This window comes from Providencia sneebia DSM 19967 (assembly GCF_000314895.2).
Lineage (GTDB): Bacteria > Pseudomonadota > Gammaproteobacteria > Enterobacterales > Enterobacteriaceae > Providencia > Providencia sneebia.
Map to the genome: position 1 here is coordinate 2399943 of NZ_CM001773.1, position 15417 is coordinate 2415359.

General features: G+C 36.2%; 17 protein-coding genes and 1 pseudogene. 5 read left to right on the top strand and 13 right to left on the bottom strand.

Going from position 1 to position 15417, the window contains the following annotated elements; genetic code table 11:
• Window positions 1-45: 45 nt before the first annotated feature.
• Window positions 46-1248 (bottom strand): sugar transporter, encoded by a 1203-nt coding sequence (locus tag OO7_RS09915; RefSeq protein ID WP_043892852.1) that lies wholly within the window; start codon window positions 1246-1248, stop codon window positions 46-48.
• Window positions 1249-1406: 158 nt separating this feature from the next.
• Window positions 1407-2282, bottom strand: coding sequence for an NAD(P)H-hydrate dehydratase (locus OO7_RS09920; RefSeq protein WP_008915817.1), 876 nt, complete (start codon window positions 2280-2282; stop codon window positions 1407-1409).
• A 166-nt stretch (window positions 2283-2448) separates the two neighbouring features.
• On the opposite strand from OO7_RS09920, the gene OO7_RS09925 reads away from it, so the two are divergent.
• Entirely contained in the window at window positions 2449-2670 is a 222-nt protein-coding gene (locus OO7_RS09925; protein ID WP_008915818.1) for a DUF2594 family protein, read from the top strand.
• 174 nt (window positions 2671-2844) lie between these two features.
• Here the strand turns inward: OO7_RS09925 and OO7_RS09930 are convergent, their stop codons facing one another.
• The 5 genes from OO7_RS09930 to OO7_RS09950 form a co-directional block, all read right to left on the bottom strand.
• Window positions 2845-3126 carry a hypothetical protein gene (locus OO7_RS09930; RefSeq protein ID WP_008915819.1) on the bottom strand — a complete coding sequence of 94 codons (282 nt, stop codon included), beginning with the start codon at window positions 3124-3126 and terminating at the stop codon, window positions 2845-2847.
• 314 nt (window positions 3127-3440) lie between these two features.
• The gene (htpX, locus tag OO7_RS09935; RefSeq protein WP_008915820.1) at window positions 3441-4322 is read right to left on the bottom strand and encodes a protease HtpX; all 882 of its coding nucleotides are present in this window, start codon (window positions 4320-4322) and stop codon (window positions 3441-3443) included.
• 178 nt (window positions 4323-4500) lie between these two features.
• Entirely contained in the window at window positions 4501-6543 is a 2043-nt protein-coding gene (prc, locus tag OO7_RS09940) for a carboxy terminal-processing peptidase (RefSeq protein WP_008915821.1), read from the bottom strand.
• 19 nt (window positions 6544-6562) lie between these two features.
• Window positions 6563-7258: an RNA chaperone ProQ gene (proQ, locus tag OO7_RS09945; RefSeq protein ID WP_008915822.1), complete on the bottom strand. Its 696-nt coding sequence runs from the start codon at window positions 7256-7258 to the stop codon at window positions 6563-6565.
• 111 nt (window positions 7259-7369) lie between these two features.
• Window positions 7370-7852: a GAF domain-containing protein gene (locus OO7_RS09950; protein WP_008915823.1), complete on the bottom strand. Its 483-nt coding sequence runs from the start codon at window positions 7850-7852 to the stop codon at window positions 7370-7372.
• Window positions 7853-8619: 767 nt separating this feature from the next.
• Between OO7_RS09950 and OO7_RS09955 the strand changes: the two genes are divergently transcribed.
• Window positions 8620-8853: a DUF1480 family protein gene (locus tag OO7_RS09955; RefSeq protein WP_008915824.1), complete on the top strand. Its 234-nt coding sequence runs from the start codon at window positions 8620-8622 to the stop codon at window positions 8851-8853.
• Window positions 8854-9278: 425 nt separating this feature from the next.
• Here the strand turns inward: OO7_RS09955 and OO7_RS09960 are convergent, their stop codons facing one another.
• The 4 genes from OO7_RS09960 to ftnA form a co-directional block, all read right to left on the bottom strand.
• The gene (locus OO7_RS09960; RefSeq protein WP_008915825.1) at window positions 9279-9620 is read right to left on the bottom strand and encodes a YebY family protein; all 342 of its coding nucleotides are present in this window, start codon (window positions 9618-9620) and stop codon (window positions 9279-9281) included.
• A gap of 54 nt (window positions 9621-9674) precedes the next feature.
• On the bottom strand, window positions 9675-10571 hold the full coding sequence (gene copD / locus OO7_RS09965; protein WP_008915826.1) for a copper homeostasis membrane protein CopD: 897 nt from the start codon (window positions 10569-10571) through the stop codon (window positions 9675-9677).
• A gap of 2 nt (window positions 10572-10573) precedes the next feature.
• The gene (gene copC, locus OO7_RS09970) at window positions 10574-10960 is read right to left on the bottom strand and encodes a copper homeostasis periplasmic binding protein CopC (protein WP_008915827.1); all 387 of its coding nucleotides are present in this window, start codon (window positions 10958-10960) and stop codon (window positions 10574-10576) included.
• A gap of 188 nt (window positions 10961-11148) precedes the next feature.
• Window positions 11149-11652 carry a non-heme ferritin gene (gene ftnA / locus OO7_RS09975; protein WP_008915828.1) on the bottom strand — a complete coding sequence of 168 codons (504 nt, stop codon included), beginning with the start codon at window positions 11650-11652 and terminating at the stop codon, window positions 11149-11151.
• Between the two features lie 353 nt (window positions 11653-12005).
• Between ftnA and OO7_RS09980 the strand changes: the two genes are divergently transcribed.
• Complete coding sequence (locus OO7_RS09980; RefSeq protein WP_008915829.1) at window positions 12006-12236, top strand: DNA polymerase III subunit theta; 231 nt, start codon at window positions 12006-12008, stop codon at window positions 12234-12236.
• A gap of 166 nt (window positions 12237-12402) precedes the next feature.
• On the opposite strand, the gene yebF is transcribed toward OO7_RS09980, so the two are convergent.
• A complete protein-coding gene (gene yebF / locus OO7_RS09985; RefSeq protein WP_008915830.1) occupies window positions 12403-12768 on the bottom strand; it encodes a protein YebF in 366 nt (121 codons plus the stop codon).
• A gap of 192 nt (window positions 12769-12960) precedes the next feature.
• Window positions 12961-13137, bottom strand: a pseudogene (locus OO7_RS09990) (YoaH family protein); the annotation flags it as partial.
• A gap of 225 nt (window positions 13138-13362) precedes the next feature.
• Here OO7_RS09990 and pabB point away from each other — a divergent pair.
• Window positions 13363-14742: an aminodeoxychorismate synthase component 1 gene (gene pabB, locus OO7_RS09995; protein ID WP_043892853.1), complete on the top strand. Its 1380-nt coding sequence runs from the start codon at window positions 13363-13365 to the stop codon at window positions 14740-14742.
• Complete coding sequence (locus tag OO7_RS10000; RefSeq protein ID WP_008915833.1) at window positions 14726-15286, top strand: CoA pyrophosphatase; 561 nt, start codon at window positions 14726-14728, stop codon at window positions 15284-15286. Before pabB ends, OO7_RS10000 begins: the two co-directional genes overlap by 17 nt.
• Window positions 15287-15417 lie beyond the last annotated feature (131 nt).

Consider the following 15417-nt stretch of genomic DNA (forward strand, 5'->3'; position numbering starts at 1 on the left):
AATTAGCCTCATTCTGGTAATGAGGCCAGAGATTAATAATGCCTATTAGTGAAGTGATGAACCCGTTTGTATTTTATCTGTAAAAGATGTTTTATAACGTCTAAATATATAAATACACCAAATTAAGGAAATAAAGGCTAACACAGAACCAACATAGCCAATATCATTCATTCCTAAATGAACAATGACTTGATTGCCTAATAAAGCACCACCACCAATACCAAGATTAAAAATTCCAGAATAAATAGCCATAGAAAGGTCAGTTGCATCTGGTGATAAATCAATTACTTTTACTTGCATTCCTAACCCAACACACATTATGGCTATTCCCCAGAATATACATAAGCTCACCAAAGAGCCTACATGACTACCCACTGGCATGAGTAATAACAAACATATTGTTAATATTGCAATTGAAATAGGCAAGAAAGACAATTCGAATCGACTGCTATAACGGCTAAATAAGACACTGCCAATAATGCCTGCAAGACCAAAAATTAATAATAGTAACGTTGCAAAATTTTGACTTTGTAAGGCGATTTCGCGAACAAAAGGTTCAATATAGCTGTAAGCTGCAAAGTGAGCAGTGACAACGACAACCGTCAAAATAAACACACCCACTAAAGCTGGGCGTTTCAGTATAGTAGGTAAACTTTTTAATGAGCCAGAATGTTCACTTGGTAATTTAGGTAATAGCCGTATCAACGCAATCATCGTTATCAACGCGATCGCACCGATACACAAAAATGTAAATCGCCAACCCAGTAATTGCCCAACTACACGACCAATAGGTAAACCGAGAACTGTTGCTAATGCCGTACCCGTGGCAAGCATGCCTAAAGCTTGTGCTTTTTTCCCATGAGGTGCAACACGAATAGCCAGTGATGCCGTGATAGACCAAAAAACGGCATGACTTAATGCAACGCCAATCCTCGCAATAATGAGGATCTCGAAGCTCCATGCAAAACCAGAAAGAATATGGCTGATAACAAAAACAGTAAATAAGAATGCCAACAGTTTACGGCGCTCAATTTTACTGGTTAAAAGCATCAAAGGTAATGACATTAGTGCCACAACCCAAGCATAAATGGTGATCATTAACCCTGTATGAGCAACTGACATATTGAAGCTTGCCGCAATATCACTGAGCAATGCGACAGGAACAAATTCGGTAGTATTGAAAACAAATGCAGCAACAGCTAACGCAATAACTCGGGTCCATGCTGTTTTCCTAGAAACTGCTGTCATCATTTTATTTGTGCCTTTTACAAGTCAATAACTTGTTTCTTTAAGATTTGAGCCAATAATTATGAGCCAAACGTAAAGCTCAGGTTAACATTAATCAAAACAAGGTTAATACAGACAATTTTTGTGAATCATATCACGATTTTTGTGCTCATTTAAAGTTACTCATTACTTGATTCACAACAATTCACCAGAATATTTCGTATTGCTCTGACTTCATCAATAAGCTCATGCGCTGTTAATCCGATAGGACCTATTCCTTTAGCAACCAAAATATCTGCTGCTTTACCGTGTAGCCATACGCCACCTCTAACAGCTTCTTCAATTGGTAATCCCTGCGCTAACAAACTACCAATAATCCCCGATAAAACATCACCACTACCCGCAGTTGCCAATCCACTATTTCCTGTCTCATTGCGCCAGATTTTTCCGTGCGGATTGGCAATAATAGTGTGATGCCCTTTCAACACAATCCAGCATGAATATTTTTCGCTAAGTTGTTGCGCTGCAACTTCTCGATGAGATTGAATATCATCAACACTTATTTTTAATAAACGTGATGCTTCTTTTGGATGCGGTGTTAATACGGTCTGAGAGGATAATATTGGTGTATTTGGTAATTGAGCCAATATATTTAGTCCATCAGCATCAATGAGTGCCGGTATATTCCCTTCAATAGTTGATAAAAAATTAATCATCAGTGAATAAGCCTCTGAAGATATTCCAAGTCCACAGCCGATAACCCAAGCTGTAGAACTTTTATCTGTCATCAATAATTTGGCATCTCGTAAAATTAATTCAGGAGCAGATTCAACTAAATTGATTGTAAGAGGATACTGATTGAACCCAATAATGACTTTACCACACCCTGTTTTTAGCGCTGCTCTACCCGCAAGAACACAAGCCCCATTCATACCTAAACTACTGCCAATAATATTTAATGTGCCAAAAGTGCCTTTATTACTTTCTTCTGGTCTTGCTATGTTAAGTGAAGGAAGTTCTTGAGCTAACCATTGTCGTTCTTTTAATGTAAGCATGATCATTTCCTTTATTACCTATTAAGATGGCGACATTTAACGGCAACAATATATTGATAATTTATTTAAAGAGATTCGTTCAATTAAATCAGAGCTAAAAAACAACTCAGATTATTTTTCTATGTTACAATCTTAGTATATTAGTCTAACTTTAAAGGATATTTTAATGAAACCAGATTATTCTACTCAACCAGATGTAAATACCTTAGCAGATGAAGTAGCTTGTATTAAAAACCTTCTCGCACATATGTTAAAAGCAATTGGTCAAGCAGAGGCAGGTAAGATCATTGTTAAAATGCAACGTGAAATTGAATCTATCGAAGATAAGCAACAAGCTGAAACTTATAAAAATACATTAGAACAAATCAAAGCAGGTTATCGTCAGTAGCTTATTTGACTATAAGTGCTGTTTATTGCGAATACTCCTAATGTCATGTTTAAAACTGCACAAATAACTAAATATTCATTATCAAAATCACATATCTTTGATCTCGAATTAAACCATTCTTTATTCATTTAGCACCCCTTCAATATCCCTATGAAGGGGTTTTTTTTATGTCTTTTAAGCGGTTACTTTTCCATCATAAATATCTTGGCAATGCTTAATATAATCCTCTAATGTCACATCATCAGAAGATGAACCAAATGTTTTTTGTTCTTCAAAAGCCCATAATTTGAAAGCTTGCCCAAAATTAGCACCAGATAAACCGACTTCTTTGTACATTCTGTGATAATAACGCGTTTCTGATTGGTAAATTTCAAATTTAAATGGAACTAAGCGAGCTGGATTCTCTACCGTATCAAAATCATTACCAAAAATAAGCGTTTTTACAAGTATATCCATTTTGGATCCTTATTTTTTATTACAACCAGTTTTGTGTATTTATTCTTTATTAATAATAACGTAATTTTATCTTCAATACGTAAAAATCACACCTTATCTCTGCTTCTGATCGATTTTAAATTCAATCATAATTAGATTAATAAATTACTCTTTATTGTTTTTAAACAATATGAACATCATAAATTGATATTTTATACTGATGTTAGTCAGATTTATTCCATAAAAAAACCTAAGGTAACTAACGTACTTACAATAATGTAGTACACATTAATCACCCTAGGTTGATATAAACACTTATTAGAATTACTTAAATTCTATTTTAAATATTCACCCGAACGTAATGCTTCAATTCTTTTATCTAATGGCGGATGTGAAAGGAATAATTCACTAAATGCTTTGCCGCGTCCATTGATACAAAAAGCCATTAGTCGACCTTCTTCTTGAGGCTCATAACTTGTTTTAAGACGTTGCAATGCAGCGATCATCTTTTCTCTACCAACAAGTTTTGCAGATCCTGCGTCCGCATAAAATTCACGATGACGAGAGAACCACATTGTAATAATACTTGCTAAAATACCGAACACGATTTCCAGTACCATGGATACCGCGAAATAAACCATCGGGTTACCATTACTACTTTCGCTCTCATTATCATTGTTAGACATAAACCCTGCGGCTAATTGGGCAATAATACGAGAGATAAAAATGACGAAAGTATTCACAACACCTTGCAGTAAGGTCATGGTAACCATATCGCCATTAGCAATATGACTAATTTCATGCGCAATAACAGCTTCAGCTTCATCACGACTCATATTTTCCAATAAGCCAGTACTAACAGCAACAAGAGAAGCGTCGCGGCGAGCACCTGTTGCAAAAGCATTAATATCCGGTGCATGGTAAATAGCAACTTGTGGCATTTGAATACCCACTTCTTTAGCCTGACGACTAACTGTTTCCATTAACCATTGTTCTGTTGCATTACGTGGTGACTCAATAACTTCTCCACCCACTGATTTCAATGCCATCCATTTTGACATCAGTAACGAAACAAATGCACCACCAAAACCAAATAAGCCCGCCATGATCAATAAGCCTTGAACGCTGCTTCCTCTGATCCCTGTCAAGCTCAAAATTATCCCAAACACAAACATAACAGCTAAGTTTGTGAGTAAGAATAAGGCAATTCGCATCATATTTTTTATGTTCCTTGGTAAAAATAAACATCACGAAAGATTTACTGTATAAATAAAGCTTTTTTACACATTTTCAAGTCTATTAACATGAAAAATCCAAAAAATAACACAACTTTACAATATCTATAAAAAAGCCAGCAAAATGCTGGCCTTTATTACAATTTGTTGTTAAACCAACTTATTTTTTGTTAATCGACAAATCTGTTTCGGGATGTGCTAAGTCGATTGCAATTTTAACGGTTTCGTCTAAATATGGGTCTGGCTCTTCGTAATCTTTAGGTAAATCATCAATAGATTTCAATAATGGCTTACCTTCTATTGCATTACGTTCATTTATACGTTTCAGTTTAATTGCTTCAATTTCATTATCTTCTTTCGAACGCTGAGCATAATTAAGCGAAATCATTTTGCTACTTTCTTTATTCGCTTTGTAACGCGCAATATCTTCATCAATATACTTAAATTCAGAATTTTGACTGATGCGAGATAAATGCTTAGTTTTCAAATCAGATAAATTAGATGTCACCTCACCGACTTTCGTATAATTTGCAGCAGGAATACTATCCCAAGGCAAGGCATTATCTTCAAAGCTCTCTCCCGTCTCAGCGGGATCTTGCCCTGTAGGCATCACGACATCCGGCGTAACGCCCTTACGTTGTGTGCTCCCACCATTCACACGATAAAACTTCTGAATGGTATATTGAACAGAGCCCAATGAAGGCCAATCCGGTTTTAGCATTTGGTCATAAACACGGCTCAAACTTCTATGCTGTTGAACTGTACCTTTACCAAAGGTTGGCTCACCGACAATCAATGCACGGCCATAATCTTGCATTGCAGCAGCAAAAATTTCAGAAGCCGATGCACTAAAGCGATCAACCAAAACAACTAATGGGCCTTTATAGTAAATGACGTCATCATCATCAATATCTTGTCTAACTTGGCCATTATTATCACGAACCTGAACAATTGGGCCTCGCGGAATAAACAAGCCAGATAGTGCAACAGCTTCTGTTAATGCGCCACCACCGTTACCTCTTAAATCAATAACTAATGCGGAAACATTATCTTTGGCTATTTTTTGTAATTGCGTTTTAACATCATTGGTTAAACCAACATAGAATCCGGGGATATCTAGGACTGCAACTTTTTCTTTACCAACATTTTTAATCGTCAGCTTAACAGCCCTATCTTCAAGGCGGATCTGCTCACGTACTATAGTCACTATGCGGGGTTTTGCACCTTTCGTGTCAGAAATGACTTCTAAGCGTACTTTACTCCCTTTTGGTCCTTTAATTAATGCGACAACATCATCAAGGCGCCAGCCGACGACATCAACCATCGATTTACCGGTTTGACCAACACCAATAATTTTATCGCCAACTTTTAATTCTTTACTTTTTGCAGCAGGCCCACCTGCAACTAATGAATTAATAACTGTGTTATCATCATCTTGCTGCAATACCGCGCCAATACCCTCAAGAGATAAACTCATTTCAGAGTTAAATTGCTCTGTATTTCTTGGAGATAAGTAGCTTGTATGAGGATCAATTTCTCGTGCGAAAGAGTTAACTATCAACTGAAAAACATCTTCACTTTGACCTTGAGTCAAACGTTTTAATGCAAAATTATAACGTTTAGTGAGTTTTTCTTTGATTTCTTTGTCATCTTTGCCAGAAAGCTTGAGATTCAACCAATCAAATCTCACTTTTTGATCCCACAAATCATCTAATTCTTGTTTATTTTTCGGCCAAGGTGCTTTAGTGCGATCGACTTCAATCGAATCGGTTGCATCAAAATTCATTGGCTGATTAAGACGTGCTAATGCATACTGAAAACGTTCAAAACGTCTTTGTTGCGAAAGATTATACAGGTCATAAAATTGATCGAGTTTGCCATCCTCAAGCCATTTCCCGGTGTTTGCTTTATCCTTGGCATATTTATCAATATCCGATTGCAGCAAAACATTATGGCCGTAATCCAACATATTAAGATAACGGTCAAAAATCTTTCCGGAAAATTCACTATCCAGATCAAACTGACGATAATGAGAACGAGTCAGTCTTGAAGCAACCCTTTCACTTACCGTGCCATGCTGAGTATCCTGTTTTAAAACAGGTAGCTGGGAAGCAGTGACCGAAGTCACTGCTTGCGTTTGTGCAATTGCACTACCAAAAGTCGTCAGGCTGACTAAAAATGCAATTTTTAAAAGTTTGTTCATGCCCCGATTGACCTCCGTATCAGAACTTTAAATGTTCCGCGCGCACAATCATTGCCATTCCTGTAGGCAATTGAACTCTTACTCCATCTTTCGCAATTTCCAGTACAGACGCATCCATCATACTAGAACCAACTTTCACTTTTAATGTCTGACCGACTTTCAGTGCGTTGATATCAGTAACTGATTTCAATTTTGGTTCTGTAGCAACTGGGGGATTAGGACGAGGAGCTTGGTTTGGAGAGTTCTGTGGGCGGTCTTTATTTTCTGACTGACGGCGACGAGGCGCATTCCCTTTCGCAGGTGCAGCTGGATTACGTGGGTTTTTATCCCCCGCTTTTTTAGCTGCCGGTTTCTTTTGCGCCTTTTGTTCTGCACGTTGCGCTTGAACTCGAGCTTTCGCTTCTGTCAATTGTTGACGTGCATGTGTTATATGCTCCGCCTCTAACTCACCGCAATCATTACCATCTAAGTCAACGCGTTTTGCGCCTTCTTTCACACCGTAAAGGTAACGCCAACTTGAGGTATACATACGCAATGCTGAACGCAATTGTGTTTTACTGATACCATCTTCTTCTGTTAAACGCTCTACGATATCTTGAAAAATTCCGACTTTTAACGGACGTGCTTCACCTTCAGCGATAAAACAGCGTGGAAAACGCTCTGCCAAAAATGCGATAACTTCTTTACTACTATTCAACTTAGGTTGATTTTCCATGAAATTTCCTGATAACAACGATTTTGCCAACCAGCACGGGCATGAACAAGCCGACATTATAATCGCGTTGCAAACAATTGCCACGTTCCTATTAAGTTAACATACCAATATTTAGTGATAATTTGGCGCTGAACACATTGTCAGGTGTTGGCACAACTGGCTTACAAGATATTTTAACCCTTCTTCATCATTTTGGTCGAATTGATTGAAGTTTGGGCTATCAATATCCAAAACGCCTAAGACCTGACCATTAACTTCCAAAGGAAGCACAATTTCAGCGTTACTTGCTGAGTCACAAGCAATATGTCCTGGGAAAGTGTGCACATCATCAACACGATAAATTTTATTTTGACTATATGCCGTTCCGCAAACACCTTTACCATACGGTATTCTGACACAAGCTATTTTGCCTTGAAAAGGTCCAAGAACAAGCTCTTGGCCATTTTTTAGGTAGAAACCAACCCAGTTAACACCTTCAAGACGTTCATAGAGCAGTGCACTCGTATTTGCTAGACTCGCAATTAAATCATATTCACCCGCCAGCAAGGCAGACAAATTATCTGAAAGTTCTCGATAAAACTTGTTTTTATCCATAAATTTTCTTGTAAAAATCAATTAATGCAATAAATTGAACAATTCGGTAACCTGTAGATTACCAAGTTGTCCTTAAATCGTAAATTTTTTTACACTCTATTTTTCATACAAAACATAAATGCTAAATTCACAATGGTGTAATAAACCACGTTAATTATAATATGGCAATTTATATGGTTGTAATACTTGATATCCATTTACTATTCTATTCAACTGCCTATACATGATAACGTTTTTACTATTCTAGCAATGGTTCATTGATATTCATATTTTGAGCATAAGTATTAACTTTAAAAAATGGAAACGTTTTCTACTAAAATAAATAATGTCATTATTGTTATCTTTCCTAAAAACTATCTAGGCTTATCCCTATTCTCACTAAAATTAATAAAAAATCTTAGGATCTAATCAGTCAAAATATTCATTTTTAGATACTATCGGGCTTTACTAATAGCGTTATCAAAAATAGTACACTAATCATTAATCCGCAACTGACACTCTTTAGCTTCATTACTCTTGGCTTCCAACCTATTAAAAGCACATTGAAATCAAAATTTTATTCTAAAATTAAAACCCTCTAAAGATTGGTTGGATTGGCGAATAGCCATTTTCAAGTAATAGTTACTTCAGGGGAAACAATATACAAAATATTAATCCGTCCCAATAATTATATTAAAAAAATATTTTGGAAACGCATTTCATTTATACTATGCTTAGTTCTGTTGAGTCGTTATTCTGTTGTCTTACAATAATTGAGAGGTAGTATAATGAGCATAGTAAATTTGAAAATATCTTCCTATGAGATAAATGATGCAGTTATGGCAGATAATAAAAGTGATACGATCAGTATCCCTTGTGATTCTGATACAGAGTTTTGCATGCAGCTTGATGGTTGGGATGAAAATACCAGTATTCCTGCATTGATTAATGAGAAACCTGTGTTGTTATATCGTCAGCATTATGACAAAGATAATCATCATTGGATAATGAGAGTTGCCTAATCAATGAAGCACTATTCTCTGTGCCACATGCAAATAGTAGGCAAAAAAAGAGGCCTGGTAGATTCCGATTACCGGGCCTTGGGAAATGGCTCTGGCAGAGCCGTGCGCTAAAATTGCCATTGAGACGTAACAAAGTACAATTTAATAGTAGCTTGCCAAATCCATTCTTACCACATCAAATAGCAATTATTTTACATATTTTTAACACAATTTATTTGTTAATTTTTTAATATCAAACTATTTGATTCATAGGTAATGCCTATATCAACAATAGGTATAACATTTCAAATTAAATCAGCACGATAAATATGACATGACAGAGATAACAAGCCTCTTTGCTTACTGATCTATGACAAATGGCGCGACGTGCCCTCCAAGTTAGAACTTAGAAGCAGAAGACTGAGGCTAAAAAGATAGTGATAAACTTATTGGCAGAGCTTTTCAGCCGCAAGTTTCAGGGGTAATACGCGTTCTTCTGTTGTTTTACCCGTTTCAATAGGTTTAAGAAGAATATCAACGGGTTGTGCTTTGATTTCTTTGTTATTCATTTGGCTAGTTGCTATCTCATTAAGCGGATACTGCACAAGCGTTGCAGGATTAATCACAATCAAAGCGCCATTAGCTCTACACTCAAGCATGACTTCTTCCCGAGTAAATGGCCAGCTATCTCCAAATTGTTTCTTACTCACAGTTGTAATAGGAGCAGCTAGTGCACTGAATGTTGTACTGGCTAATAACAGACAACAAAATGTTAATTTCAGTTTCATGTAAATTACCTTGTTAATGCATTGAGTGACAATATAGCGACTATATAGGTGGAATTATACAGGCTGATAGGTTGCAAAAATAGCAACCACTAAGATGGTGGTAGTACCAAGTAATAATTCAGCCCAACTATTAATAATCAAATACTGTAATCGCCCTTTCTTTTTGATATTAGGGACAAGAATATAACGATTAATTAATGCCAATAGCACCATACATCCAACTAAAATCACCTTAAGCCACAACAATGATTGATATTCTGACCCCGAATAATTCAGTGGCCAACCCGGAAGTAAAGTCATCCCACTAATAATCCCAGTCATCAAAACTAATGCAACAGCAATATGACCAAGACGAGAAAACCGGATCATACTCTGAAAAATTTGTCTGTCTAACCCTTCTGATAACTGTTTTTTATCTCGGATAAATTGGATACAAATCAAGAATGGCCATAATCCACCAAACCAATAGGCACTACTAATGAGATGAATAAATTGATTGAAGCGAAAGAGGTCACCGGTTGCACCATCATACATAGCCGCATGGCCAGTAAATGCATGTAGCCCAAGTAAAATAATTGATAAGAAACACAGAAAATATAAGCGAATAGTTTGCTTACGAATAAAAATAACGCCAAGTGTGACTAATGAGAAAACAAGCTCCCAGCGCCAAACTCGCCCAAATGAGGTACCAAATACCCCCTCCCAGATAGAAGAATCAAGCGCATCTTCCCATCCATCGCCCATTAAACCAGCTTGCGCTATCATCCAACCAAAAGCTGTCAATGCCGTAATTACAGCACTCAATATAATACTTTTGTTGATAAAGTGGCGAAACATTTGCGCAAATGAGCCACTGCAAAGAATGACTGCAAAAATTGACATTCCACACATCAACATTGCAGCCACAAAATGGGAAAACCGGATAAAGGTATAAAAAGCCTCAAGTGACATTATTATTTCACTGTAAAGCTATATTCACCTTTTGTTTTATGACCATCGACAGATACTACACTCCAGTTTACATCATACTTACCGGCATTTAATTTCCCTTCAATAGGCACAATGACTTTGGTTTCATTGCTTGAATCTAGAGCAGGTTTACCCGTTTTGATAACAGCATTGTTTGGACCAACAACTTTCACTTTAGTGAAATTTATTTCGATGCCTTCAGAAAAGTTTAGCGTAATGAATTCTGGTGCTTGCTCAACAGCTGCGCCTTCAGCAGGAAGTTGATCTTTAAGATGCGCATGAGCGAAAGCTTGTTGAAATGACATACCTAAGAATAGAACCGCCACAGCACTTAATTTGCGCCATGAAGATGTAATTTGCTGGATTGGCATAATAACCTCTTAATTTGCAGGTGAATTTAGTTTTATTACCAATCATTATACGGAAAAAGTGATATTTATCCGCTAGAAAAACTGTTTTTTATAGCTTAATGTGTGACTACTGGCACAAAATTAAAAGAAAAAAGCTCATGCTAGTTGAAATGAATCCTTATACTTCATGAGCTTATTTGTATTTTTTATTAAACGTGAGCAGCGTTAGACATGTTTTTTAGATCTTTATCTAACAAGAATAGCGCTTTTCCACTATCCCCAACCATATCAAGTTTGTCTAAGATAGATTTGAACAGTTTTTCTTCTTCATGTTGCTCAGCAACATACCATTGTAGGAAGTTAAATGTTGAATAGTCTTTAGCTGTAATCGCTAAATCAGCCAAGTTATTAATTTCAGCTGTAATTTGCTGTTCATGTTGATAAGTTTGGTTGAAAACATCAGCAATTGATTCAAAATCAACAGGTGGTGCAGCAATTTGCCCTAATAGTGGCAATGCACCTGTATCACTAAGGTAATCGAACAAGCGTTGCATATGTTCCATTTCTTCACTCGAGTGTGCTTTTAAAAATGCAGCTGCACCTTCATAACCTTTATCACTACACCATGCACTCATCTGTAAATATAAATTAGCAGAATAAAACTCAAGGTTTAATTGCTCGTTTAATTTTTTAATTATGTTATCAGTTAACATATTTTTTCCTTAGTAAATAAAATTAACACCTTTATTATGCATATTATGAAAATAAATAAAACCCTAAAACAATAATAAAACAAAAAATGCAATTTACTGATAATTAATAACTTTCCGTAAATTTAATAATAATCAATCTCATTATATTTAATATCATTTATATCGTATTATTAACCTAAAAAAGAATTATTACTATTTAATCATCCTCACATCTATCACTGTTATTACAGATTAATTAAAGAAATTAAATCTTATATTACAAAGCCCTTTTAAGATTAGAATGAATATTTTCATGTTGCATGTAAACACAGAGCACAGTATTTTATTTATCAAAAGAATGATTGAGAGTCAGCATGAACTATAACCTTGCATTATTGCCAAAAGAAGAAAGAGATAAAATTAACATAGACTTACTTGCTTCAGGTGTTGCTTTCAAAGAACGCTATAATATCGCCGTGATCCCCGAAGCCATAGAAAGGGAACAACCGGAGCATTTAAGAGCCTATTTTAGAGAAAGGTTAGTCCATTACCGCCAATTATCTCAAAATTTCTCACGACTCCCTTTTGAGCCAAAGAGTCGCTAGTCTAGTTTTGAGGCATTAACAATAATAACAGAAGAATGTTGTCATTCCTTGCTAGTTATTTCTAAAAATACTTGGGTTAAGCTTAATGATACCGAATCACATATTTTTTATATGTGATTCGGATAAGAACAATAATTAATCAATTATCATCCTAGCAGATAGGAACTTATTTAGCGGTATTGTAGGTAATAGTATTATTCTCACAATCAACAACCACATGATAATGTAGGTCAACTTTAGAACCTCTCACTATGAGTGGTATTTTATACGTTGTTTCTGTTTTTACTACATCCTGATTATTAATCCACGCAACCGCTTTTTTACCTACTAGATCTTTTTCTTCTGTCCAACGAGGTAATCTATTATGCATAAAATCGTTTTTTACTTGAGCAGCAACTTGAGGCTCAGTCAAATTTTTACAGCTCACAAAAGGCGCCGCTTTTCCTTCATCTTTGTTAGCACTTAACGCCATAGAACTAAATAACAGCGCACAACTTCCAAAAAGAATTCCCACTTGCTTACCAAATTTCATATCGCCTCCAAGTCCTAATAAATATTAGACTCTTTAAATTAGATTAATCACTGTGATTAATCTAATTTGGCAAATGGCAACTATTCACCTTAAGCTCAAATGCGACTAATTAATCACAGTATAAAAAACATTACTAAAGTAATATGTAGCAGATTTTAGCATAAATGTTAATAGTTTGTTCTTTATATATTAATCTTCATCTTCAAAACGAACATGAATTTGCTCTTTATCTTTATGTTTTTCGCGGATCTCTTGTGCAACGAGTGCTATGGCTTCCCCACTACTCATTCCATCAGCCATTAACTGATGAATACGTTCTACCGCATCTTGCTGTTCTTCATGATTAAGTGCTGGTATACCTGCTAACATATTAAAACCTCTTAGCGTAATAACTGATTAATCCCATTCACTCTTCAAGCTAGTGCAAACAATATATGAAGCTTAGAACTTCCTTGTTATGTATTGCTCAACAACAACTAAAATAATGTTGGGTATACAAAAAATTTAAATGAATTTTAACAGCTCTTGCGCCCATAAGATAAGATTATATGTTAATCTTAAAAACAGTCTTTTAAAGCACTTTATGTTATGGAAATGGCTATCAATAAAATACAACTACCTTATCATTCTGAAGCGGCTATTGATTATTTTACCCCTATAGCTCATCAGCCTTGGGCAATGCTGCTCCATTCTGGTAATGCGAAACACCCGCATAGTCGATTTGATATTATTGTGGCAGATCCTGTTGCAACATTAATCACAATCGGTAATCAAACGACTTATACTCATTCGAAAAAAATTGAAATTTCGGATGAAGATCCTTTCACATTGCTAGAAAACGCAATTAAAAAATTCACGCCTAAACTTTGCCATGATAATACTTTACCCTTTACAGGTGGCGCACTGGGTATTTGGAGTTACGATTTAGGCCGCCGAGTTGAACGCCTTCCACAAATTGCAAAACAAGATCTGCAATTTCCCGATATGGCGGTAGGTATTTATTTATGGGCGTTGATTGTCGATCATCAAGAACAAACCGTTACGCTCTTTAGTTATGATAATATTACCGACAGATTAGATTGGTTAACTAAACAAAAAGCGTCACGCAAAACTAAATTTACACTGACAACACCGTGGCATTCGAATATGTCACAAAAAGAATATGATCAGAAGATTGCCAAAATTCATGAATATTTACGCAATGGCGATTGCTATCAAATTAATTTAGCTCAACGTTTTCAAGCTAAATATAAAGGAAACGAATGGGACGCCTTTTTATTACTCAACAAACACAATCAAGCGCCTTTTTCCTCTTATATTTGTTTACCTGATAATACTGTGATCAGCCTTTCTCCCGAGCGTTTTATTCTTTTACAGGACGGACAAATACAAACGCGTCCAATTAAAGGTACATTACCGCGTTTGGAAGACGAACAAAGTGATGCTGCACAAATAGAAAAACTGGCTAACTCACCAAAAGATCGCGCAGAAAACCTTATGATCGTTGATTTAATGCGTAATGATATTGGACGAGTGGCTAAACCAGGAAGCGTTAAAGTTCCAGAGCTATTTGTTGTGGAAACTTTCCCTGCAGTTCATCATTTAGTCAGCACGATTACAGCAACTTTGTCGACCAATAATAGTGCAACCGATTTATTACGCGCATGCTTTCCTGGTGGTTCTATTACGGGTGCCCCAAAAATTCGCGCAATGCAAATTATCGAAGAGTTAGAGCCTAATCGCCGCAATGGATATTGTGGCTCAATAGGCTATATTAGTTTTTGTGGAAATATGGATAGCAGTATTACAATAAGAACTTTATTAACTAATAATAAAAAACAGATTTTTTGTTGGGCTGGCGGTGGTATTGTCGCTGATAGCCAAGCAGATAAAGAATATCAAGAGACATTTGATAAATTGCAACTTATCTTACCAATATTAGGAGAATTGCAACGCGATGACGGAACTGAATGAATTTATTAATCGATTTCAGTTTACTTTGCCTCTTACTCACCAGCCTAAACGCTCGGTGGGTAAAACCGCGGCTGTACTTCTTCCAATTATCAATAAATCGACACCAACCTTATTATTAACCCAACGCTCTCCTCTTTTGCGCTCTCATGCGGGGCAAGTTGCTTTCCCTGGGGGTGCAAAAGATCCTGAAGATAAATCATTAGTGTCGACAGCGCTACGAGAAGCTTATGAAGAAGTCGCGATCCCTCCAGAAAAAGTGCAGATATTAGGTCAACTGACACCGCAACAAAGTATTGGTGGCTATGAAGTCACCCCCATTGTTGGCTTACTGCCCGATGGAATTAATTACCAACCTAATCCAAGTGAAGTTGCTGATGTCTTCGAAGTCCCTTTATTTGATGCATTATCTCTTCACCAACATAAATATATTGACATCAATCGCGCCGGAAAACGTAATCGTGTTTTCTTTTATTGGTATAATGGTCACCTTATTTGGGGACTCACTGCATCAATCATTCATCAGCTCGCCCTTCAACTCAAATAATCATTAAATGAAAAGTTAGAATACATTTTGTGCTATTGAGTATTAGTTAAGCCTTTGTGACTACCTTATTTTAAAAAATAATTTAAACTTACTGGTTAACACTACTAAATAACAGTAAAGTAGCGCGCTTT